This window comes from Mycobacterium sp. Aquia_213 (assembly GCF_026625985.1).
GTDB lineage: Bacteria > Actinomycetota > Actinomycetes > Mycobacteriales > Mycobacteriaceae > Mycobacterium.
Window position 1 is genome coordinate 3,541,159 of sequence record NZ_CP113116.1, and the last position, 19,991, is coordinate 3,561,149.

A 19,991-nucleotide genomic window follows, 5' to 3' on the forward strand; every position below is an offset into this window, starting at 1 on the left:
GGTTCCACCTCGACGGGCGTGCGCACGGTACTCACCGCACCCTCGAATCACCAAAGGTGTTGTCAGCCAACATTGTTACCGTCCGTGGCCACACCGTAGCGGTGACCACCGACAGTTAGCCTTCGACGGGCCGGGGGTCATCGTCGTCGGCGGCGTCTCGACCGAAGAAGAACCCAGCCGTGATCAGGATCATCGCGGCGGCGTACAACCACCAGATCGGCACCGCCAGCGCCTCATGCCCCAGGATGAATCGGCTGATCGCGATCATCGCGTCCGATGTCATGAAGCACACCGCGCCCACCGGTACCCAGATCGTCGGCATCCGCGCCGCCAGCGCCGTGCACGCCATCGCGGTGAGCACGACGACGTAGACCGTCACCGGGAACGTCAAGTTGTCCTGACCCAGGTGCGGCCAGAACCACACCAGCAACCCGATCGCGGCCACGCACAGCGCCACCATGACGGCGACGCGAGTAGGCGACAGCGCCTCCTTGACGACCAGCGGCAGCATCGCGCCGATGAAGCACAGGTGCGCGCACAGAAATGCCGCCAGCCCCAAGACAAATGACATCGTCCACCACGGGATCGCCAGCAGCCAGTCGCCGGTGGCCGACAGCAGCAGCGCGGGCATCAGCCAGCGCCGCTCGCTGACGATGGGATGCGCGAACGCGGCAACGGTCAGCAGCAAGGCCATCAATGCCTTGAACGGCGGCTGCAGGATCCAATGTCCGGTGAGCTCGGTTCCCGGCGGGGATTGCACGGCGATCACGGTGAGGTAGACGCCGTAGGCGATGCCCGCCCAGCCCGCTGCCACCCAGCAGCCGGCCATCACGCGGGGTGCGTACGGTACCCCCATGCCCAGCTTTGACAAAGCCGACGAGAAACCTCCTATCGACCCCATTCTGCTGAAGGTACTCGACGCGGTTCCGTTCCGGCTATCCACCGACGACGGCATCGACGCTGCGCGCCAGCGGTTCCGCGATCTGCCGCGGCGGCCGGTGCATCCCGAGCTGCGCGTCGAGGACCGCACCATCGAGGGCCCGGGTGGTGCGATAGCCATCAGGATCTATTGGCCGCCAACAGATTCCGATGACAGCACGCTGCCCGTCGTTGTCTACTTGCACGGCGGCGGTTTCGTGATCGGCGACCTTGACACCCACGACGGCACCGCCCGCCAGCACGCGGTGGGTGCCGACGCGATCGTGGTGTCCGTCGATTACCGGTTGGCTCCCGAGCACCCGTATCCCGCTGCCGTCGAAGACGCTTGGGCCGCAACGTTGTGGGTCGTCGAGCACGGCGACGAGCTGGGCGCCGACCCGGCTCGGCTTGCCGTCGCCGGTGATTCGGCGGGGGGCAACATCGCCGCGGCGGTCGCTCAGCAGAGCCGCGACGAGGGCGGACCGCCGATCGTCTTCCAGCTGTTGTGGTATCCCTCCGTGCTCTGGGACCAGTCGCTGCCCTCCTTCGCCGAGAACGCCACCGCGCCGATTCTCGACACCAGGGCCATCGCGCAGTTCTCCCGTTGGTACGCAGGCGATGTCGACTTGTCTAACCCGCCGGTGCGAATGGCGCCGGGGCGGGCGAAGAACTTGGCCGGCCTGCCGGCGGCCTACATCGGCGTCGCCGGTTACGACCCACTGCGCGACGACGGCATCACGTACGGCAAGCTGCTGGCCGCCGCGGGCGTGCCCGCCGAGGTGCACAACGCCGAGACGATGGTGCACGGCTATCTCGGCTATGCCGGCGTGGTTCCGGCCGCCACGGCCGGGTCGGACCGGGGGCTCGCGGCACTCCGGAATGCGCTATCCAGGTAAACGGCAGGGGTACGGTGGACGAATGATCGAGCCGCCCCTCGCCCGACCTGAAATCGACCCGACGCTGAAGGCGTTGCTCGACGCCTTCACGATGACGTTCAACGCGGACGACGGCGTGGAGCTTGCCCGCACCCGACTGCGCCAGCTCAAGGTGCCGGAGGAAATGCTGCCGCAGCTGCGCATCGAAGACCGCACGATCAGCCACGGGGACCTCAGCGACATCCCGATCCGGGTCTACTGGCCGCCGGACACCGAGGCTCCCCCGCCCGTCGTCGTCTTCTACCACGGCGGCGGCTTCTGCCTGGGCGATCTGGAGACCCACGACCCCGTCGCCCGTGCGCACGCGATCGGGGCCGAGGCCATCGTGGTGTCAGTCGACTACCGGCTCGCCCCCGAACACCCGTTTCCGGCCGGCGTGAACGACAGCTGGGCCGCGTTGCAGTGGGTCGGCGAGCACGCCGCCGAACTGGGCGGTGACCCGAGCCGGATCGCCGTCGCGGGTGACTCCGCCGGCGGGAACCTCGCGGCGGTCACCGCCCTGCTGGCCCGCGACCACGGCGGCCCGGACCTGACGTTCCAGTTGCTGTGGTATCCGGTCGCCACGGCGGACCTGTCGCTGCCCTCGCACACCGAGAACGCCGTCGCACCAGTGCTGGACCGTGAAGTCATCGAGGCGTTCCTGGCCTGGTATCTGCCCGACGTCGACATCGACGGCGATCCCACGGTGTTGCCCGTCACGCTGGCCCCGGCCAATGCCGCCGACCTGTCGGGTTTGCCGCCCGCCTACATCGGGACGGCCGAACACGATCCGCTGCGTGACGACGGGGCGCGGTACGCGGAGCTGCTCAACGCCGCGGGTGTGCCTGTCGAATTGAGCAACGAGCCCACCATGGTGCACGGCTACGCCAGCTTCGCCATGGTGATCCCGGCCGCCGCGGAGGCGACCGAACGCGGGCTTCGGGCACTGCGGAAGGCGTTGCACCCCTAAGCTCCAGCCATGAGCAAGGAGTTTTCGCGTCTCGACGAGTCGCTGCGCGAATTCATCGACGGCCAGGCCATGTTCTTCGTCGCCACCGCCCCCTCCGAAGGCGGCCGAATCAACCTCTCCCCCAAGGGGTATCGCGATACCTTTGCGGTGCTCGACGATCACACCGTCGCCTATCTCGACCTGTTCGGCAGCGGTGTGGAAACCATCGCACACCTGCGTGACAACGGGCGGATCACGCTGATGTTCTGTTCGTTCGCCCGCAACTCGCGCATCCTGCGGTTGTACGGGACCGGACGCCCGGTCCGGCCCGACGACGCCGAATTCCCAGCCCTGCTAACCCATTTCGGCGATCAGCATGCCGGCGTGCGGGCCGCCATCGTCATCGACGTCGAGCGGATCGCCGACGCCTGCGGATTCGCGGTGCCGTACTACGAACTCGTCGACGAACGGCCGGTGCTCGACACGTATCACGCGAAGGCGTCCAACGAAACCCGCGTGCACGGCATCGAACGCAACCAGCGCAGCATCGACGGGCTGCCCGGGTTGGAACCCGACCATCCGCTGCTCGGCTAGATCGCGCGCTTGAGGTCGTCGACCTTGTTCAGCTGCTCCCACGGCAGCTCGATGTCGGTGCGGCCGAAGTGGCCGTACGCCGCGGTCGGCGCGTAGATCGGACGCAACAGGTCCAGGTCGCGGACGATCGCTCCGGGCCGCAGGTCGAACACCTCGGGCACGATCTTCTCGATCTTGACCGGGTCGACGGTCGCGGTGCCGAACGTCTCGATGAACAGCCCGACCGGGGCGGCCTTGCCGATCGCGTAGGCCACCTGCACCTCGACCCGTTCCGCCAGCCCGGCAGCAACGATGTTCTTGGCCACCCAGCGCATCGCGTACGCCGCCGACCGGTCCACCTTGGACGGGTCCTTGCCGGAGAACGCGCCGCCGCCGTGGCGGGCCCAGCCGCCGTAGGTGTCGACGATGATCTTGCGGCCGGTCAGGCCCGCGTCACCCATCGGGCCGCCGACGACGAACTTGCCGGTCGGGTTGATCAGCACCCGGGTCGACGACGAGTCCAGCGTCTCGTGGGCGAGGTCTGCCAGCACGGTCTTGATCACGTGCTCGCGCAGGTCGGGGTCCAGCGTCTGCACCAGGTCGATGTCGGCCGAGTGCTGGGTGGAGATCACCACGGTGTCCAGCCGGACCGGGACGTCGTCCTCGTAGGCGATGGTGACCTGGGTCTTGCCGTCCGGCCGCAGGTAGGGCAGCGTGCCGTTCTTGCGGACCTCGGTCAGCCGCCGCGACAGCCGGTGGGCCAGCGCGATGGGCAGCGGCATCAACTCCGGGGTGTCGCTGATCGCGTAGCCGAACATCAGGCCCTGGTCGCCGGCGCCCTGGGAGTCCAGTGGGTCGGCAGCGCCCTCGACACGCGTCTCGTGGGCGGTGTCGACGCCCTGGGCGATGTCGGGCGACTGCCGGCCGATGCCGATGTTGACGCCGCAGGTCTCCCCGTCGAAGCCCTTGTCCGAGGAGTCGTAGCCGATCTCGAGGATGCGCTCGCGCACCGTGTTGGCGATGTCGGCGAATGCCTCCTTCGCGGTCGTCGTCACCTCGCCGATGACGTGCACCTGACCGGTGGTTACGGCCGTCTCGACGGCCACCCGCGAGCGCGGGTCTACCGCCAGCAGCGAGTCGAGCACCGAGTCGCTGATCGCGTCACAGATCTTGTCTGGATGCCCTTCGGTCACCGACTCACTGGTAAACAGCCGACCCTTTTCGCTCACTGCGTCATCCTTCCGTACTGACTAATGTTAGTTAGGCAAATTATCTTAGGCACTTTCAACTCAACCGGCTCCGGCGGGCGATTGCAACCTGGTGTTACCCGTCTTCGCCCTGCAGAAAAGTGACGATCGCGTCAACGATTCGACTGGCCATCAACGTCTTCGACCCGTGCTGCAGCGCGGCCTCGGTGCCGTCGGACGCCAGCAGCCAGCCGTCGTTGCTGTCCACCTCGAACGCCCTGCCGTCGCCAACCGCGTTGACCACCAACAGGTCACATCCCTTGCGGCGCAACTTCGCTCGGGCGTGGAACAACACATCGCCGTTGGCGTCGCCGGTCTCGGCGGCGAAACCGACGATGGCCCGCATGTTGGGCAGCTCCCCGTGCGCTCGCGCGCGGACCGCGCCGGCCAGCACGTCGTCGTTGCGCACCAACTCGATGGTCGGCGCGTCGTCCTGATCGTTCGGGCCTTTTTTGATCTTCGCGGCGGCAACGTGCGCGGGCCGGAAGTCGGCGACCGCGGCCGCCATCACCAGGACGTCGGCGGCCGGAGCGTGCTTGGAGACCGCGTCGGCGAGCTGCTGGGCCGTGCTGATGTGCACCACTTCGACACCGGCCGGATCGATCAGCCCGACGGTGTGGCCGGCGATCAGCGTGACCTCGGCGCCGCGCTGGGCGGCGACCCGTGCGACCGCGTAGCCCTGCTTGCCGGAGCTGCGGTTACCGATGAAGCGGACCGGATCGATCGGCTCGCGGGTGCCGCCGGCGGTCACCAGAAGCTTGCGGCCGGCCAGGTCGAAGGGCAGCGCGTCGCCGCGCTCCAGCAGCAGCTGGGCCAGCGTGGTGATCTCTTCGGCCTCGGGCAGCCTTCCTTTGCCGCTGTCCGCGCCGGTGAGCCGTCCAAATGCCGGTTCCAGCACAACAGCGCCCCGACGGCGCAATGTCGCCACATTGTCGACCGTGGCCGGGTGTAACCACATCTCGGTGTGCATCGCGGGGGCGAACAGCACCGGACATCGCGCCGTGAGCAGCGTCGCGGTCAGCAGATCGTCGGCCCGGCCGTGCACCGCACGGGCCAACAGGTCGGCGGTGGCCGGTGCCACCACGACCAGGTCGGCCTGCTGGCCGAGCCGGACATGCGGCACCTCGGGAACGTCGGTGAAGACACCGGTGTGCACCGGCTGCCCGGACAGGGCCTCGAATGTGGCGGCGCCGACGAAGCGCAGGGCGGATTCGGTCGGGATGACGCGGACCTCATGGCCCGCCTCGGCGAGCTGCCGAACGACGGTGCACGCCTTGTACGCGGCGATACCACCGGAGACACCGACGACGATCCGCTTGCGATCCACCTACGCCGGCCCTTCTTCGTTGAAGCGGCTCTGCACGTCCGGCCCCGTCCCGTTTACTCGCCCTCGGTGTGCTCGAGCAGGTCGGCGTGGATCTCACGCATCGCGATCGAGAGCGGCTTTTCCTGCAACCCGGGCTCGACCAGCGGGCCGACGTACTCGAGGATGCCCTCGCCGAGCTGGTTGTAGTAATCGTTGATTTGCCGAGCTCGCTTGGCGGCGTAGATCACCAGCGCGTACTTGCTCGAGACGCGGTCCAGCAATTCGTCGATGGGCGGGTTGGTGATGCCCAATGGGGTGTCGTAGGCGCGCGGACCGCCCGCGGAAGGATCGAATTGATCCACGGCGGTCAGCGACGCGTCGGACTGCGGAATACTCACTAAGACTTTCTCCTGGCGCTTGGTCTGTTCAAGAGCGGTTGAAACGGCTAGAAACTTGATTCTTGATCGCGTCTGACGAGTCGGCTCAGGCCGTACCAGACGCGTTTCCCACCAGCAAGGATACCAATTCCGCGCACGCAGACTCCAATTGCCTGTTGACGACGACCTGGTCGAAGTCGTCTTGGGCCGCCAGTTCCTCCCGCGCGGTCTCCAGGCGGCGCGCCATGGCCTCCGGCGTTTCGGTGCCACGCCCAACGAGCCTGGCCTGCAAATCCGCCCAGCTGGGCGGGGCCAGGAACACGGTGATGGCTTCCGGCATCGCCCTTTTGATCGCCCGGGCTCCGGCCAGATCCACCTCGATGAGCACCGGAAATCCCGCGGCGGTCGCGGCCCGGACCGGCCCGGCCGGGGTGCCGGATCGCTGCAGTCCACCGTGGATTTCGGCCCACTCCAGCAGGGCACCCTCGTCGATGAGTTGCTGAAAGCGGTCGGGACTGACGAAGTGGTAGTCGACGCCGTCGACCTCGCCCGGCCGCGGCGCCCGCGTCGTGGCCGAGACACTGAAATGCAGGTTCGGTACCTGCTCGCGCAGACGCCGAACCACTGTTGACTTGCCGACCGCTGAGGGACCGGACAGCACCACCACACGCCCGTCGCCTGATGGCTCAGGACGTGCGCGGTGCTCGGCGTCCGGTCCCTCGTCGACGGTCACCGGCGCCCCTGAGTCGGGGCACCCACAGGCCAATCGGCCTGCATCGCCGCAGGTCGGGTTAGGCGGTGCCGAACTTTTCCAGCAGTGCCTTGCGCTGGCGATCGCCGAGACCGCGCAGGCGGCGGGTCGGAGCGATCTCGAGCTCGGTCATGATTTCCTGCGCCTTGACCTTGCCCACCTTCGGCAACGCCTCCAGCAGCGCAGAAACCTTCATCTTGCCCAGGACTTCATCACTCTCTGCGTCCTTGAGCACCTGGGTCAGGTTGGTGCCACCACGCTTGAGCCGGTCTTTCAGCTCTGCTCGTGCTCGACGTGCGGCAGCCGCCTTCTCCAACGCGGCCGCGCGCTGCTCGTCGGTCAACTGGGGAAGGGCCACGATTCCTCCGTATCTAGATCCATCTCGTGTCTCTGCCGGGTACTTGGGCCCAGCGGAGACGACCGTACTCACGCTTCCTGACGAAATCTAACCCGACCCCCTGGTTAAGAGGTTAAATGCCCAGCGTGCGCCGCGCCTACTCGTGCTGTCAGCGGCATGCTTCGGCATCGCTGGCAGCGCCTGGATCGGGCCCTTGGGCGGCGGCCGCGTGCTCGCGCCATGGATCCTGATCACGCTCTCTACCTGCGGTTTTAGGAGTTGACGGCGGATCGCTGGAGGTGAGTTGAGGAGCCGTCGCGAAGGGTGCCGACTGATAGCCGCAGGGCCTCGTGCGGGGGATCACGATTTGCCATGGCGTGTCGCGCGTGTCGCGGCGCGGACAAACACCTGGTCGCCGGGTGCAAGCCGGTAGGGAAAGATTCCGATGCTGTTAACCGGAGCCCCGAAATCCCGGCTATTGCACACCGAGATAGGCGACGGAGTCCAGCATTTGTTCGCCCGCGGCCCGCAGATCCGACACGCTCGGTCCGGCCCGCAGCACCTCGCGGGCCACCGCGGGCAGCAATTGGCCCGGAACGGCCCCACCCAGGCCCGCCAGGGCCTCAGGACGCCCGCCCTGCACGCCGACGCCCGGAACCAGCACCGGCCCGCCCAGCGCGCTGACGTCGGGCGCCTCGAAGACCGTCGCACCCACGACCACGCCGACGTATCCCGGCTCATTCGGAGTCGACGACCGGTTGACCACCGCCGCCTGGTCGATGACCAGCTGGGCCACCGTGCGGCCGTCGAAGGCGGCACGCTGCACGGTCGCGCCCTCCGGGTTGGAGCTGGCCGCCACCACGAACACCCCCCGATCGTGGGCGGCGGCGGCCTCCAGCAGCGGGCGCAACGAGCCGAACCCCAGATAGGGCGAGGCGGTGACGGCGTCGGCGGCCAGCGGCGAATCGCCGGCCCAGGCCGCGGCGTAGGCCGACATCGTCGTCCCGATGTCCCCGCGCTTGGCGTCGGCCAGCACCAGCACCCCGGCCGCGCGCAGCGCGGCGATCGTGCGTTCCAGCACCGCGTAGCCGGCGGAGCCGTAGGACTCGAAGAACGCCACCTGGGGCTTGACGACGGCGAAGCCGGAAAAGGCCTCCACACAGATGTCGCAGAACTTGGCCACGCCGTCGGCGCTGGCCGGCAGGTCCCACGCCCGCAGCAGCTCGGGGTGCGGGTCGATGCCCAGACACAACGGCCCGCGATTCGCCTTCGCCTCGGCCAGCCGGACGCCGAACCCGGTCATCGAGCGTCCCTTTCGGCCGGGCCCCGGCGTCCGATCACGCTGTGCAGCTCCTGCAGCGACCGCACCCCGATGTCCCCGCGGATGCCGGCCTCGATGCCCTGCACGGCGGCCGATGCGCCCTGCACGGTTGTCACGCAGGGGATGTTGACCGACACCGCGACGGAACGGATTTCGTAGCCGTCGATGCGTGGACCGGAGTTCCCGTAGGGCGTGTTGATCACCATGTCGACCTCACCCGCCTTGATCGCGTCGACCGCCGACAACGCGGGCCGCCCGGGCTCCGGTGGCTCGAAGTGCTTGCGCACCTCGTCGCAGGGAATTCCGTTGCGGCGCAACATCTCCGCGGTGCCTTCGGTGGCCAGCACCCGGAAACCCAGGTCGGCCAGCCGCTTGACGGGGAACACCAATGAGCGCTTGTCGCGGTTGGCGACCGAGACGAACACGGTGCCCTGGGCCGGCAACGAACCGTAGGCCGCGGTCTGGCTTTTGGCGAAGGCAGTGCCGAAGTCCCGGTCGATCCCCATCACCTCACCGGTCGATTTCATCTCCGGGCCCAGCAACGAATCGATGCCCGATCCGTCGGCACGCCGGAACCGGTGGAAGGGCAACACCGCTTCCTTCACCGCGATCGGGGCGTCCAGGGCCGCGTGGGCGCCGTCGCCGGTCGGCACCAGCATGCCTTCGTCACGAAGCTGGGAGATGGTGGTGCCCAACATGATCCGGGCACACGCTTTGGCCAGTGGGATCGCGGTGGCCTTGGAAACGAACGGCACGGTACGGCTGGCCCGCGGGTTGGCCTCAAGGACATAGAGCACGTCGTCTTTCAGGGCGTACTGCACGTTGAGCAGCCCCACCACACCGATGCCGTGCGCGATGGCCTCCGTCGCCCGGCGGACCTTCTCGATGTCGCTGCGGCCCAGCGTCACCGGGGGCAGCGCGCAGGCCGAGTCCCCGGAGTGAATGCCGGCCTCCTCGATGTGCTCCATAACCCCGCCGATGTAGACCTCGGCGCCGTCACACAGTGCGTCGACGTCGATTTCGACCGCGTCCTCGAGGAACCGGTCGACGAGCACCGGGTGCTCGGGCGACAGCTGGGTGGCACGGGTGATGTAGCTCTTCAGCGTCTCCTCGTCATAGACGATCTCCATGCCCCGCCCGCCCAGCACGTAGGACGGACGCACCAGTACCGGGTAGCCGATCTCGTCGGCGATTCGGCGCGCCTGCGCGAAAGTCGTTGCGGTGCCGTACTTCGGCGCCGGCAGCCCCGCCGCACCCAGCACGTCGCCGAAGGCACCGCGGTCCTCGGCCAGGTCGATGGCCTCCGGCGGGGTGCCGACGATCGGAACGCCGGCGTCGGCGAGCCGCTGGGCCAGCCCAAGCGGTGTCTGGCCGCCGAGTTGCACGATGACGCCGACCACTCCCGGGCCGCCGCTGCCCGACTCCGCTTCGGCGCGGAACACCTCGAGGACGTCCTCGAAGGTCAGCGGTTCGAAGTAGAGCCGGTCGGCGGTGTCGTAGTCGGTCGACACCGTCTCCGGGTTGCAGTTGACCATCACGGTTTCAAAGCCGGCCTGGCTCAGCGTGGTTGCCGCATGCACGCAGCTGTAGTCGAATTCGATCCCCTGCCCGATCCGGTTCGGCCCCGACCCCAGGATCAACACCTTGGGCTTTTCGGCCTGCGGTGCGACCTCGGTCTCGGCGGCGGGGTCGAGTTCGTAGCTGCTGTAGTGATAGGGCGTCTTGGCCTCGAATTCCGCGGCGCAGGTGTCGACGGTCTTGAACACGGGGTGGATGCCGAGGCGTTCCCGCAGCGAGCGCACCCCGGCCTCGCCGGCCAATTCCGGTCGCAGCGCAGCGATCTGGCGATCGGACAGTCCGCTGTGCTTACCGTGCCGCAGCAGATCGGCGTCCAGCACCGGGGCGGCGGTCAGCTCGTCGCGCAGCGCCACCAACTCGCCGATCTGCGCGACGAACCACGGGTCGACGCCGCTGGCTTCCGCGACCCGCTCCACCGAGGCGCCCAGCCGCAACGCCAGCTCGATGTCGTACAGCCGGCCTTCGGTCGGAGTCAGCAGCCGGGTCAACACTTCCTCGACGTCACCGTCGGGGTCGGGGCCCGTCCAGAAGCCGGCCCGGTCGGTCTCCAGCGAGCGCATCACCTTGCCGAGCGCCTCGACGAAGTTGCGGCCCAGCGACATTGCCTCGCCGACGGATTTCATCGTGGTGGTCAGGGTGGGGTCGGCCCCGGGGAACTTCTCGAATGCGAACCGCGGCGCCTTGACCACGACATAGTCCAGGGTGGGCTCGAAGCAGGCCGGGGTTTCCTTGGTGATGTCGTTGACGATCTCGTCGAGCGTGTAGCCGATGGCCAGTTTGGCGGCGATCTTGGCGATCGGAAAGCCGGTGGCCTTGGAAGCCAGTGCGCTGGAACGGGATACCCGCGGATTCATCTCGATGACGATCAGCCGGCCGTCTTTCGGATCGATCGCGAACTGGATGTTGCAGCCGCCGGTGTCGACGCCGACCTCGCGCAGGATCGCGATGCCCAGATCGCGCATCCGCTGGTATTCCCGGTCGGTCAGCGTCATCGCCGGCGCGACCGTGACCGAGTCACCGGTGTGCACGCCCATCGGGTCGACGTTCTCGATCGAGCAGACCACCACGACGTTGTCGTGGCCGTCGCGCATCAGCTCGAGCTCGAATTCCTTCCAGCCGTAGATCGATTCCTCGATCAGCACGTTGGCGCTGGGCGATTCCGCCAGCCCGGCGCCGGCCATCCGGTCGACCTCCTCGGCGGAGTTCGCCATCCCCGAGCCCAGCCCGCCCATCGTGAAGCTAGGCCGCACCACGACGGGCAGACCGAGGTCCTCGACCGTTTCGCGGACCTCGTCCATCGTGAAACAGACTCGGCTGCGTGCGGATTCACCGCCGACCTTGGCGACGATGTCCTTGAACATCTGCCGGTCCTCGCCGCGCTGGATGGCGTCGAAGTCCGCGCCGATCAGCTCGACGCCGTAGCGCTCCAGGGCGCCGTTCTCGTACAGCGCGACCGCGGTGTTGAGCGCGGTCTGCCCGCCCAGCGTCGCCAGCAGGGCGTCGATCTTGTTGCCGCGCTCGGCCTGCTGGGCGATCACCTTCTCCACGAAGGCCGGCGTGATGGGCTCGACGTAGGTGTGGTCGGCGTACTCCGGGTCGGTCATGATCGTGGCCGGGTTGGAGTTGACCAGGCTGACCTGCAGACCCTCGGCGCGCAGCACCCGGCAGGCCTGGGTGCCGGAGTAGTCGAATTCGCAGGCTTGACCGATGACGATCGGCCCGGAACCGATCACCAGGACATGACGCAGGTCGGTGCGGCGCGGCACTAGCGTGACTCCCTTGCCATCAGGTCGGCGAATTGGTCGAACAGGTACTCCGCATCGTGTGGGCCGGCGGCGGCCTCCGGATGGTATTGCACCGAAAATGCCCGTCCATCAAGCAGTTTGACACCCTCGACTACTCCGTCGTTGGCGCAGGTGTGGCTGACGATCCCTTGGCCGAACGGCGTGTCGAACTGCTGGCCGGCCTCACCTTCCAGCGCGAAGCCGTGGTTCTGCGCGGTCACCGCGACCCGCCCGGTGGCATGGTCGATGACCGGGATGTTGATCCCCCGGTGACCGAAGACCATCTTGTAGGTGGACAGGCCGAGCGCCCGGCCCAGGATCTGATTGCCGAAACAGATGCCGAACAACGGGATTCCGGCGTTGAGCACCTCACAGGTGAGCGCGACGATGTGGTCCGCGGTGGCCGGGTCGCCGGGCCCGTTGGATAAGAACACCCCGTCCGGCTTGATGTCGGCGATCTGCTCGAAGGTGGCCGACGCCGGCAGCACGTGGCTGCGGATTCCGCGCCGAGCGAAGTTGCGCGGCGTGTTGGTCTTGATTCCCAAATCCAGGGCTGCGACCGTAAATCGCTGCGGCCCTTCGGGTTCCACGATATATGTGCCCGGGGTGCTGACCTCGCGGGCGAGGTCAGCACCGAGCATCGACTGCTGGTCGCGCACCCGGTCCAACAGCTCGTCCGGCTCGGCCAGCGCCGCGCCGGAGAACACCCCGGCCTTCATCGAGCCGCGGCTGCGCAGATGCCGCACCACGGCGCGGGTGTCGATGCCGGCGATCCCGACGATGTGCTGGCGGATCAGCTCGTCCTCCAGCGTCGACGTGGCACGCCAGTTCGAGGCGCGCGGCGACGGGTCGCGCACCGCGTAACCGGCGACCCAGATTTTGTCGCCCCGGCTTTCGGCGTCCTCGCCGTTCCAGCCGGTGTTGCCGATCTGCGGTGCGGTGGCCACCACGATCTGGCGGTGATAGCTGGGATCGGTCAGCGTCTCCTGGTAACCCGACATGCCCGTGGAGAAGACGGCCTCCCCGAGGGTCTGGCCGATCGTGCCGAACGGCGTCCCGGTGAAGACGCGCCCGTCTTCAAGTACCAGTTGGGCTGCTTTAGTCACGGGCGCCGCTCCTCCTCATTACTGCGTGCTGCATCGTCGTCGGCGCGGCTCACGCAGCCTCCTCGAGCCAACCGTCGTATCCGCCGCGATTGCCGGCCCGGAACCCGGTGTCGATTTCGACGCCCGACGGTAGCCGCCACCGGATGGCCAATATCCCACTGCGGGCGCCGAGCTTGCCGGCCAGCACGCGTTCGGTGCGCACTTCGGAAATTGCGCTCTGCGGAATCCAAATCGGGTTGGCGCCGATGCGTTCCAACAGGATTCCCTCGGGATAGCGGCTCAGCACCGCCTTGCTGCGAAACCCGAGATCACCGGCCGTGACCCGCTCATTCCATTCCGGGGCCAGCGTCGACCCGACGTAGACACCGCGCAGTGTGGTGGTCGCCATGCCCACCTCGTCGGGTATGGCGGGCAGGTTGCCGATCAGTTCCTGCTGGCGCAGCGAGCGCCGCCGCCAGCCCAGCATCATCAGCTGGATGACCACCGCGATGACCACGACCAGCACGGCCGCGAAGATCAGCGACCCCACCAGCGTTGCGGAATTCATGCCGGGCTCTTCCCGTCCCGAGCGGTGATCTTTCCGCGCAGCAGCGTGGCGGTCACGGTGGCGGGCAAGGTCATCGACTCGTACGGAGTATTGGCCGAGCGGCTGGCCAGGTCGCCACCGGTGACCGTCCAGGTCGCGTCCGGGTCCACCACGGTCAGGTTGGCCGGCTCCCCTACTTCCAGCGGCCGGCCGTGATCGGGCAATCCGACTATGCGCGCCGGGTTTTCGCTCATCACCCGAGCGACATCGCGCCAGGTGAGCAATCCGGGTGCCACCATCGTCTGCACCACCACCGACAGCGCGGTCTGCAGCCCCAGCATGCCGGGGCGGGCGGCGGCGAACTCGCAGCATTTCTCGTGCTCTGCGTGCGGGGCATGGTCGGTGGCCACACAGTCGATTACCCCGTCGGCCAGTGCTTGACGCAACGCGATCGTGTCGGCTGCCTCACGCAGCGGCGGATTGACCCGGTTCACCCCGTCGTAGCTGACCAGCCTGCTGTCATCCAGCAACAGATGATGCGGCGTCACCTCGGCGGTGATTGAAATGCCTTGCCCCTTAGCCCATTTCAGAAGCTCGACCGTTCCCGCAGTGGAGGCGTGGCAGATGTGCACGCGGGCGCCGGCGTCGCGAGCCAGCAGCGCGTCGCGGGCGACGATCGATTCCTCGGCCACCCGGGGCCAGCCCGCGAGTCCGAGCCGGGCGGCCGTGGGCCCCTCGTGCGCCACCGCGCCGACGGTCAGTCGCGGCTCCTCGGCGTGCTGGGCGATCAGCACGCCCAACCCGGTGGCGTATTCCAGCGCGCGGCGCATGATCAGCGGGTCGTGCACGCAACTGCCGTCGTCGGAGAACATCCGCACCTGTGCGACGCCGGCGGCCATCATGCCCATCTCGGTGAGCTCGGATCCGGCCAGTCCGACCGTGACCGCGCCGACGGGGTGCACGTCCACCAGGCCGACCTGCTGGCCGCGATGCCAGACGTGATCGGTGACCACCGGGCTGTCGGCCACCGGTTTGGTGTTCGCCATCGCGAACACCGCCGTGTATCCACCCAAAGCCGCTGCTGCCGAACCGGTTTCGATGTCCTCGGCGTATTCGCGGCCGGGCTCGCGCAGGTGGGTGTGCAGGTCGACGAACCCGGGCAGCAGCACCTGACCGGTGGCGTCGATGACGTCGGCGGTATCCGGGATAGCCTGCTTGGCCCCGATTTCGGCGATCTGGCCGTCGTCGATCCGGACGTCGACTCGATCGCCTTCGCCGTACAACCGGACTCCGCGAAGCAGCACACTCATGCCACCACCTCTTTTGCCTTCTGCTCCGCAGAATCGGTACCGACCAGCACGTGGAACAGCACGGCCATCCGCACGTGCACGCCGTTGGAAACCTGTTGCAGCACCGCGGATTGCGATGAGTCCGCCACCGACGACGCGATCTCCATGCCGCGCACCATCGGGCCGGGGTGCAGCACGACGGCGTGGCCCGGCAACATGGCCTGGCGCCGGTCCGAAAGGCCGTAGCGCACCGAGTATTCGCGCACCGACGGGAAGAACCCGCCATTCATCCGCTCGGCCTGCACCCGCAGCATCAACACGGCATCCGCGGCGGGGAGCTCCGCGTCGAAGTCATAGGAGACGGTGGCCGGCCAGCCCTCGACGCCGACCGGCAGCAGTGTCGGCGGCGCCACCAGCACCACCTCGGCGCCCAACGTGGCCAACAGCATCACGTTGGAGCGAGCGACCCGGCTGTGCAGGATGTCGCCCACGATCACCACGCGCCGACCCTCGATGGCACCGAGCCGCTGGCGGATGGTCAACGCGTCCAGCAGCGCCTGCGTCGGGTGTTCGTGGGTGCCGTCGCCGGCATTGATCACCGACGGGCCACCTTCTTCGCCGTCGCCGCGTGCGGTCCAATCGGCCAGCAGGTGCGCGGCACCGGAGGCCGGGTGCCGGATGATCAGCGCGTCGGCACCGGCCGCGTGCAGCGTCAACGCGGTGTCGCGCAGCGACTCCCCTTTGCTCACCGACGATCCGGAGGAGCTGACGTTGATCACGTCGGCGCTCATCCACTTCCCGGCCACCTCGAACGACACCCTGGTGCGGGTGGAGTTCTCGTAGAACATCGTCACCACGGTGCGCCCGCGCAGCGTCGGCAGCTTCTTCACCTCGCGCCCGACCAGAGCCTGCGCGAACCGGTCGGCGTCGTCCAGGATCGCGGTGGCATCGTCACGACTGAGATCGCCGGCGGCCAGCAGATGTCTGGTCATTCGGCCCCGTCCCGCGAGATGACAACGCCGTCGCGATCATCGTGCTCGCGCAGCTGAACATGCACACTCTCGGTGCGCGAGGTCGGCACATTCTTACCCACGTAGTCGGCGCGCACCGGCAGCTCGCGATGGCCACGGTCGACCAGCACCGCCAGTTGCACGGCCCGCGGTCGGCCCACGTCGCGCAGTGCGTCCAGCGCGGAGCGCACCGAGCGCCCGGAATACAACACGTCGTCGACGAGAATCACCAGCGCGTCGTCGATGCCACCGGCCGGGATCGACGTGACCTCCAGCGGGCGGGGCGGCTTGGTCATCAAATCGTCACGGTACAAAGTGATGTCGAGCGCCCCATGGCCGACCTCGACACCACAGAATTCACCGATGTTGGCGGCCAGCCGCGCGGCCAGGGTCACCCCGCGGGTCGGGATTCCCAACAGCACCACGTGCGGCGCGTCGGGACCATCGAGCGCGGTCTTTTCGATGATCTGATGCGCGATACGGGAAATGGTTCGGCCGACGTCGGCCGCCGACATCAATTCGCGGCCGGATGCGGAATCACCCGCGGCACTCATGCGAAACCTTGACCTCCTTCTCCGCCTCTCCGGACGGATCGTTAAAGGATGTCGACTGTCGGGCAGCGTAGCATTCCGCGACTCGCCCGACGACGCCGGACGCGCCAGGCCCCGAGCGCCGCGGCACGACAGCGCGGCAACAACCGATTCCCCATTCCGAAATGACCGCCCGGCATGACGATCCAGAAGATTGGTCACCCTGCCGCAGAAAAATGCGCGTACCGACCTACACGGCCTGAATTTTCAGCGCGCTGTTAAATTTTTGTATAATAGCGCACTCACGAGCGCGATGCGGCACAATAAGCCGAACAGAAGGTTACCAACAATTCACCGATAGCTTAATCGTCCCGAGCCGGGTGATGGCGCTTGGCCTGGGGCTATGCCGGGCCGAAAACCGTCGTTCGCATCATCGTGACGGAATCTCGGGCGAACGGAACCTCAACCCCGAATTCATTGATAAGACCGCACGAATTCATCGAGAATTATCTGTTGCAAAGGTTTTGGCCCTATGCGAGGATTTCCATGGCACGGCATTCTGCCGGCTATTTAATTTCTGAATTGGAGTTGTCATGCGCGCCGCGAGTTCGCATGCTGACTGCACGCAAATCATCACTTCACCGCGCGGCGCGCTGGCGACTCGTCCAGGCGTCCCGCTGGCGGGCACGCACCGTGGCGATTGCGGTATTGAGACCACGCCGGCGCCCCGTCGCGGGGTCGGTGCTCGCGAAATCCGTTGCCAAGCCCGCGAACATCTGCTCGCTGCGGGTCTCCGATGCATCATCGGCGTTGTCGCGCAGGTACTTGTCCGGCAGCGACAACTTGGCGACGGTCCGCAGCGTCTTGGCGTACTGCAGCAGAAATGGGCCGGTGGTGTAAGGCAGATCGTATTTCTCGCACACCTGGCGCACCCGCGCCGAGATCTCGGCGAGCCGATTGCTCGGCAGGTCGGGATACAGGTGATGCTCGATCTGGTAGCACAGGTTGCCGGTCATGAACCGCAGCACCGGGCCCGCGTGAAAGTTGGCGCTGCCCAGAATCTGGCGCAGGTACCACTGGCCCGTCGGCTCGCCGATCATGTCCGACTTGGTGAACTTCTCGGCGCCGTCGGGAAGGTGCCCGCAGAAGATCACGGTGTGAGTCCACAGGTTGCGGAGCACATTGGCGAGCGCGTTGGCTTTTGCGGTGGACTTATACGTCGCGCCCGGCGAGAACGAGGTCAGGACCGGGAAGGCGACATAGTCCTTGAACACCTGGTGACCGACTTTGACGCCGACCTCGCGCAGCCGCGCCTTGGCGATCTCACGACCGATCTTGCCCTTGAAGGTTCTGCCAACCTCCAAGTGATGCAACGCGATTCCCCATTCAAACGCGACGGCCATCGCCGCGATGTACATCAAATTGAAAGCGTTGTACCGCGTCCAGCGCTGGTCTCTAGTCACGCGCAACGTGCCGAAGCCGACATCGTCGTCCATACCAAGGATGTTGGTGTACTTGTGATGCATGAAGTTGTGGACATAGCGCCAGTGCTTGGACGGTGCAACGATGTCCCACTCCCAGGTGGAAGAGTGAATCTCGGGGTCGTTCATCCAGTCCCATTGGCCATGCATGACGTTGTGGCCGATCTCCATGTTCTCGATGATCTTGGCGGCGCTCAGGGCAAGCACGCCTGCGCACCAGGCGGAGCGGCGCGAACCGGCGGCTAGCAGCACCCGGCCGGTCACCTCCAGCGCCCGCTGCGCTGCGATGGTGCGGCGGATGTAGCGGGCATCGCGTTCACCGCGCGAATCCTCGACGGCGCGGCGGATCGCATCCAGCTCGACGGCCAGGCTTTCGATGTCGGCTTCGGTGAGGTGTGCAAATACCTCTAAATCGCTGACCGCCACCGGGCTTCCCTTCCCACCGCTGATGTCTCGGGCATAACACGATCAATTCTGCGGCACGACCTTTCCTTAAAAAGCGGCCAATGCTCAAACATTGACGGAAGTTCAAGCGCATAAGGCAACAGCCATTTAATTATGGGTTACGCATTGCCGAAAAGAACCTGCACTCGACTACGGCCCATATACTCGATGCACCAATCAGCAAAGTAGGCTCCGGTAGCTCCCGACCACGGCGCCACGTCGGTGCGAAGACGGACTACGCGGAACATTCAAGCGCCGAGAAAGAATGTGACCGCGCTGACAGTGGCCCGCCTAAGCGGCTCGCGGCACCGCCCGGGGTGCGCGGCCGGCCAGAGCCATAGCATGACAGCCAGGAATAGCATCGCCGAAAAATACTTTTTCGCAGTGCTTTTCATCACACTCGATCGACCTGCGCACCAAACATCTCCGGCGTTACGCTCGGGCCGCAACACCCCGTGATGGGTGCGGAGTCCATGTTCCGCGGCAGTCGCGGACACGTGTCGTGTCACAACCGCGACACGTGCACACGTGATCATCCGAGCAGAGATGAGATCGATCATGCGCCCTGCGGTGTCTCGACGGGCAAACGTAGTGAGGAATGGCATGGCGCTGCTATTTCGGTTGCAGAAATTTCGCGACGATGCGAAGATGTCAACCGCTAGAAAGCAAATTGAACTGCGGCCTTCTCGTTGACTGCGCGCATAAAGGGGTTGCCATGGGCACCGATATTTCATTGGCAATGAATTCGGACGCGGAATCGCTTCTCACGACCGCTGTCTCGTCGTCACTTCCGGTACGGCCCGCGCGCGGCGTCCGTTCCGGACGCATTGTGCGGAGCAATTACCTGCGGTCGAAATCGCTGCAGAGCGCGCAGCGCTCCGAGCTGATGGACCAGCTCTACGCAATCTTCAGCGACACCCTGTACGGCTGCACGCGCGATGAACTCGAGGAGGTGATGTTCAGCGCCGGCGACATCGACCTCATCCTCTGCTACGGCGTGCACGACGAACTCGTGGGGTTCTCGTTCGCCGGCATCGAGCACATCGAGCACGCGGGCCGCACGTTCGCGGTGTTCACCGCGGGCGGGTTCTTCCGACCCGGCTATCACGGCGGGGTACGAAGCATATTGTTCGGCTTGGGCCAAGCGACCCGGGCGAAGCTGCGTAATCCGCGAATTCCGGTGGGCTACCTCACCCGCTGTACCACACCGGCGGTTTACCGCCTACTCGCCTCGAAGATGCCGCGGGTCTACCCCAACCGCAGATACCCGACACCCACCGATATCGAAGAGTTGGTCCAAGCGATCAGCGCGGGTCGCCACTACACCGTGATGGGCGAAAACCCTTGGGTGGTGGGCTCGATCGGCAAGATGCATCACCCGTCGCGATTGCGCCGACTCGAATACGATCCCGAGGTGCGGTTCTACACCGAACTCAACCCGCGCTTTGCCGAAGGCGAAGCGCTGCTGGCCTGGACGCCGCTGGACGTGGCCAACATCGCCGGTGGATTCGCTCGTGCCCTGCGCGCGCGGTTGGACCGATGAACGTTCC

Annotated in this window: 18 protein-coding genes; 4 read left to right on the forward strand and 14 right to left on the reverse strand. The window is 66.7% G+C overall.

Features of this window, described 5'->3' with window-relative positions; genetic code table 11:
* Window positions 1–115: 115 nt before the first annotated feature.
* A complete protein-coding gene (locus LMQ14_RS16445) occupies window positions 116–856 on the reverse strand; it encodes a lysoplasmalogenase (RefSeq protein ID WP_267730618.1) in 741 nt (246 codons plus the stop codon).
* Here LMQ14_RS16445 and LMQ14_RS16450 point away from each other — a divergent pair.
* From LMQ14_RS16450 to LMQ14_RS16460, 3 genes are read left to right on the forward strand one after another with little or no spacing between them, the layout of a single operon-like run.
* Window positions 855–1,814 carry an alpha/beta hydrolase gene (locus LMQ14_RS16450; protein ID WP_267730619.1) on the forward strand — a complete coding sequence of 320 codons (960 nt, stop codon included), beginning with the start codon at window positions 855–857 and terminating at the stop codon, window positions 1,812–1,814. The two genes, LMQ14_RS16445 and LMQ14_RS16450, sit on opposite strands and share 2 nt — an antisense overlap.
* 22 nt (window positions 1,815–1,836) lie before the next feature.
* Window positions 1,837–2,802 carry an alpha/beta hydrolase gene (locus LMQ14_RS16455; protein ID WP_267730620.1) on the forward strand — a complete coding sequence of 322 codons (966 nt, stop codon included), beginning with the start codon at window positions 1,837–1,839 and terminating at the stop codon, window positions 2,800–2,802.
* A gap of 9 nt (window positions 2,803–2,811) precedes the next feature.
* The gene (locus LMQ14_RS16460; RefSeq protein WP_267730621.1) at window positions 2,812–3,375 is read left to right on the forward strand and encodes a pyridoxamine 5'-phosphate oxidase family protein; all 564 of its coding nucleotides are present in this window, start codon (window positions 2,812–2,814) and stop codon (window positions 3,373–3,375) included.
* Here the strand turns inward: LMQ14_RS16460 and metK are convergent.
* From metK to LMQ14_RS16525, 13 genes are all read right to left on the reverse strand, one after another.
* Complete coding sequence (gene metK / locus LMQ14_RS16465; protein ID WP_267730622.1) at window positions 3,372–4,583, reverse strand: methionine adenosyltransferase; 1,212 nt, start codon at window positions 4,581–4,583, stop codon at window positions 3,372–3,374. The two genes, LMQ14_RS16460 and metK, sit on opposite strands and share 4 nt — an antisense overlap.
* A 94-nt stretch (window positions 4,584–4,677) precedes the next feature.
* On the reverse strand, window positions 4,678–5,928 hold the full coding sequence (gene coaBC / locus LMQ14_RS16470) for a bifunctional phosphopantothenoylcysteine decarboxylase/phosphopantothenate--cysteine ligase CoaBC (RefSeq protein WP_267730623.1): 1,251 nt from the start codon (window positions 5,926–5,928) through the stop codon (window positions 4,678–4,680).
* Window positions 5,929–5,981: 53 nt separating this feature from the next.
* Window positions 5,982–6,305: a DNA-directed RNA polymerase subunit omega gene (rpoZ, locus tag LMQ14_RS16475; RefSeq protein WP_267730624.1), complete on the reverse strand. Its 324-nt coding sequence runs from the start codon at window positions 6,303–6,305 to the stop codon at window positions 5,982–5,984.
* Window positions 6,306–6,390: 85 nt separating this feature from the next.
* Complete coding sequence (gene gmk / locus LMQ14_RS16480; RefSeq protein ID WP_267730625.1) at window positions 6,391–7,017, reverse strand: guanylate kinase; 627 nt, start codon at window positions 7,015–7,017, stop codon at window positions 6,391–6,393.
* A 58-nt stretch (window positions 7,018–7,075) separates the two neighbouring features.
* Entirely contained in the window at window positions 7,076–7,393 is a 318-nt protein-coding gene (mihF, locus tag LMQ14_RS16485) for an integration host factor, actinobacterial type (protein ID WP_077090846.1), read from the reverse strand.
* A 454-nt stretch (window positions 7,394–7,847) separates the two neighbouring features.
* Window positions 7,848–8,675, reverse strand: coding sequence for an orotidine-5'-phosphate decarboxylase (pyrF, locus tag LMQ14_RS16490; protein ID WP_267730626.1), 828 nt, complete (start codon window positions 8,673–8,675; stop codon window positions 7,848–7,850).
* Entirely contained in the window at window positions 8,672–12,037 is a 3,366-nt protein-coding gene (carB, locus tag LMQ14_RS16495) for a carbamoyl-phosphate synthase large subunit (RefSeq protein ID WP_267730627.1), read from the reverse strand. The genes pyrF and carB overlap by 4 nt, the downstream gene beginning before the upstream one ends.
* Window positions 12,037–13,161 (reverse strand): glutamine-hydrolyzing carbamoyl-phosphate synthase small subunit, encoded by a 1,125-nt coding sequence (gene carA, locus LMQ14_RS16500; RefSeq protein ID WP_267730628.1) that lies wholly within the window; start codon window positions 13,159–13,161, stop codon window positions 12,037–12,039. Before carA ends, carB begins: the two co-directional genes overlap by 1 nt.
* A 49-nt stretch (window positions 13,162–13,210) precedes the next feature.
* Complete coding sequence (locus LMQ14_RS16505) at window positions 13,211–13,708, reverse strand: transporter (protein ID WP_267730629.1); 498 nt, start codon at window positions 13,706–13,708, stop codon at window positions 13,211–13,213.
* Window positions 13,705–14,997: a dihydroorotase gene (locus tag LMQ14_RS16510; protein WP_267730630.1), complete on the reverse strand. Its 1,293-nt coding sequence runs from the start codon at window positions 14,995–14,997 to the stop codon at window positions 13,705–13,707. The genes LMQ14_RS16505 and LMQ14_RS16510 overlap by 4 nt, the downstream gene beginning before the upstream one ends.
* A complete protein-coding gene (locus tag LMQ14_RS16515) occupies window positions 14,994–15,968 on the reverse strand; it encodes an aspartate carbamoyltransferase catalytic subunit (protein WP_267730631.1) in 975 nt (324 codons plus the stop codon). The genes LMQ14_RS16510 and LMQ14_RS16515 overlap by 4 nt, the downstream gene beginning before the upstream one ends.
* Window positions 15,965–16,540 carry a bifunctional pyr operon transcriptional regulator/uracil phosphoribosyltransferase PyrR gene (gene pyrR / locus LMQ14_RS16520; protein WP_267730632.1) on the reverse strand — a complete coding sequence of 192 codons (576 nt, stop codon included), beginning with the start codon at window positions 16,538–16,540 and terminating at the stop codon, window positions 15,965–15,967. Before pyrR ends, LMQ14_RS16515 begins: the two co-directional genes overlap by 4 nt.
* Window positions 16,541–17,154: 614 nt before the next feature.
* Entirely contained in the window at window positions 17,155–18,423 is a 1,269-nt protein-coding gene (locus LMQ14_RS16525) for a fatty acid desaturase family protein (RefSeq protein ID WP_267730633.1), read from the reverse strand.
* 733 nt (window positions 18,424–19,156) lie between these two features.
* On the opposite strand from LMQ14_RS16525, the gene LMQ14_RS16530 reads away from it, so the two are divergent.
* A complete protein-coding gene (locus LMQ14_RS16530) occupies window positions 19,157–19,984 on the forward strand; it encodes a hypothetical protein (RefSeq protein ID WP_267730634.1) in 828 nt (275 codons plus the stop codon).
* Window positions 19,985–19,991 lie beyond the last annotated feature (7 nt).

What these genes read in the sequence shown, in the direction of transcription:
- LMQ14_RS16450 (WP_267730619.1), top strand. Translation starts at nt 855, where the DNA reads ATGCCCAGCTTTGACAAAGCCGACGAGAAACCTCCTATCGACCCCATT.
- LMQ14_RS16445 (WP_267730618.1), bottom strand. Translation starts at nt 856, where the DNA reads ATGGGGGTACCGTACGCACCCCGCGTGATGGCCGGCTGCTGGGTGGCA.
- LMQ14_RS16455 (WP_267730620.1), top strand. Translation starts at nt 1,837, where the DNA reads ATGATCGAGCCGCCCCTCGCCCGACCTGAAATCGACCCGACGCTGAAG.
- LMQ14_RS16460 (WP_267730621.1), top strand. Translation starts at nt 2,812, where the DNA reads ATGAGCAAGGAGTTTTCGCGTCTCGACGAGTCGCTGCGCGAATTCATC.
- pyrF (WP_267730626.1), bottom strand. Translation starts at nt 8,675, where the DNA reads ATGACCGGGTTCGGCGTCCGGCTGGCCGAGGCGAAGGCGAATCGCGGG.
- LMQ14_RS16505 (WP_267730629.1), bottom strand. Translation starts at nt 13,708, where the DNA reads ATGAATTCCGCAACGCTGGTGGGGTCGCTGATCTTCGCGGCCGTGCTG.
- LMQ14_RS16510 (WP_267730630.1), bottom strand. Translation starts at nt 14,997, where the DNA reads ATGAGTGTGCTGCTTCGCGGAGTCCGGTTGTACGGCGAAGGCGATCGA.
- LMQ14_RS16515 (WP_267730631.1), bottom strand. Translation starts at nt 15,968, where the DNA reads ATGACCAGACATCTGCTGGCCGCCGGCGATCTCAGTCGTGACGATGCC.
- pyrR (WP_267730632.1), bottom strand. Translation starts at nt 16,540, where the DNA reads ATGAGTGCCGCGGGTGATTCCGCATCCGGCCGCGAATTGATGTCGGCG.
- LMQ14_RS16530 (WP_267730634.1), top strand. Translation starts at nt 19,157, where the DNA reads ATGGGCACCGATATTTCATTGGCAATGAATTCGGACGCGGAATCGCTT.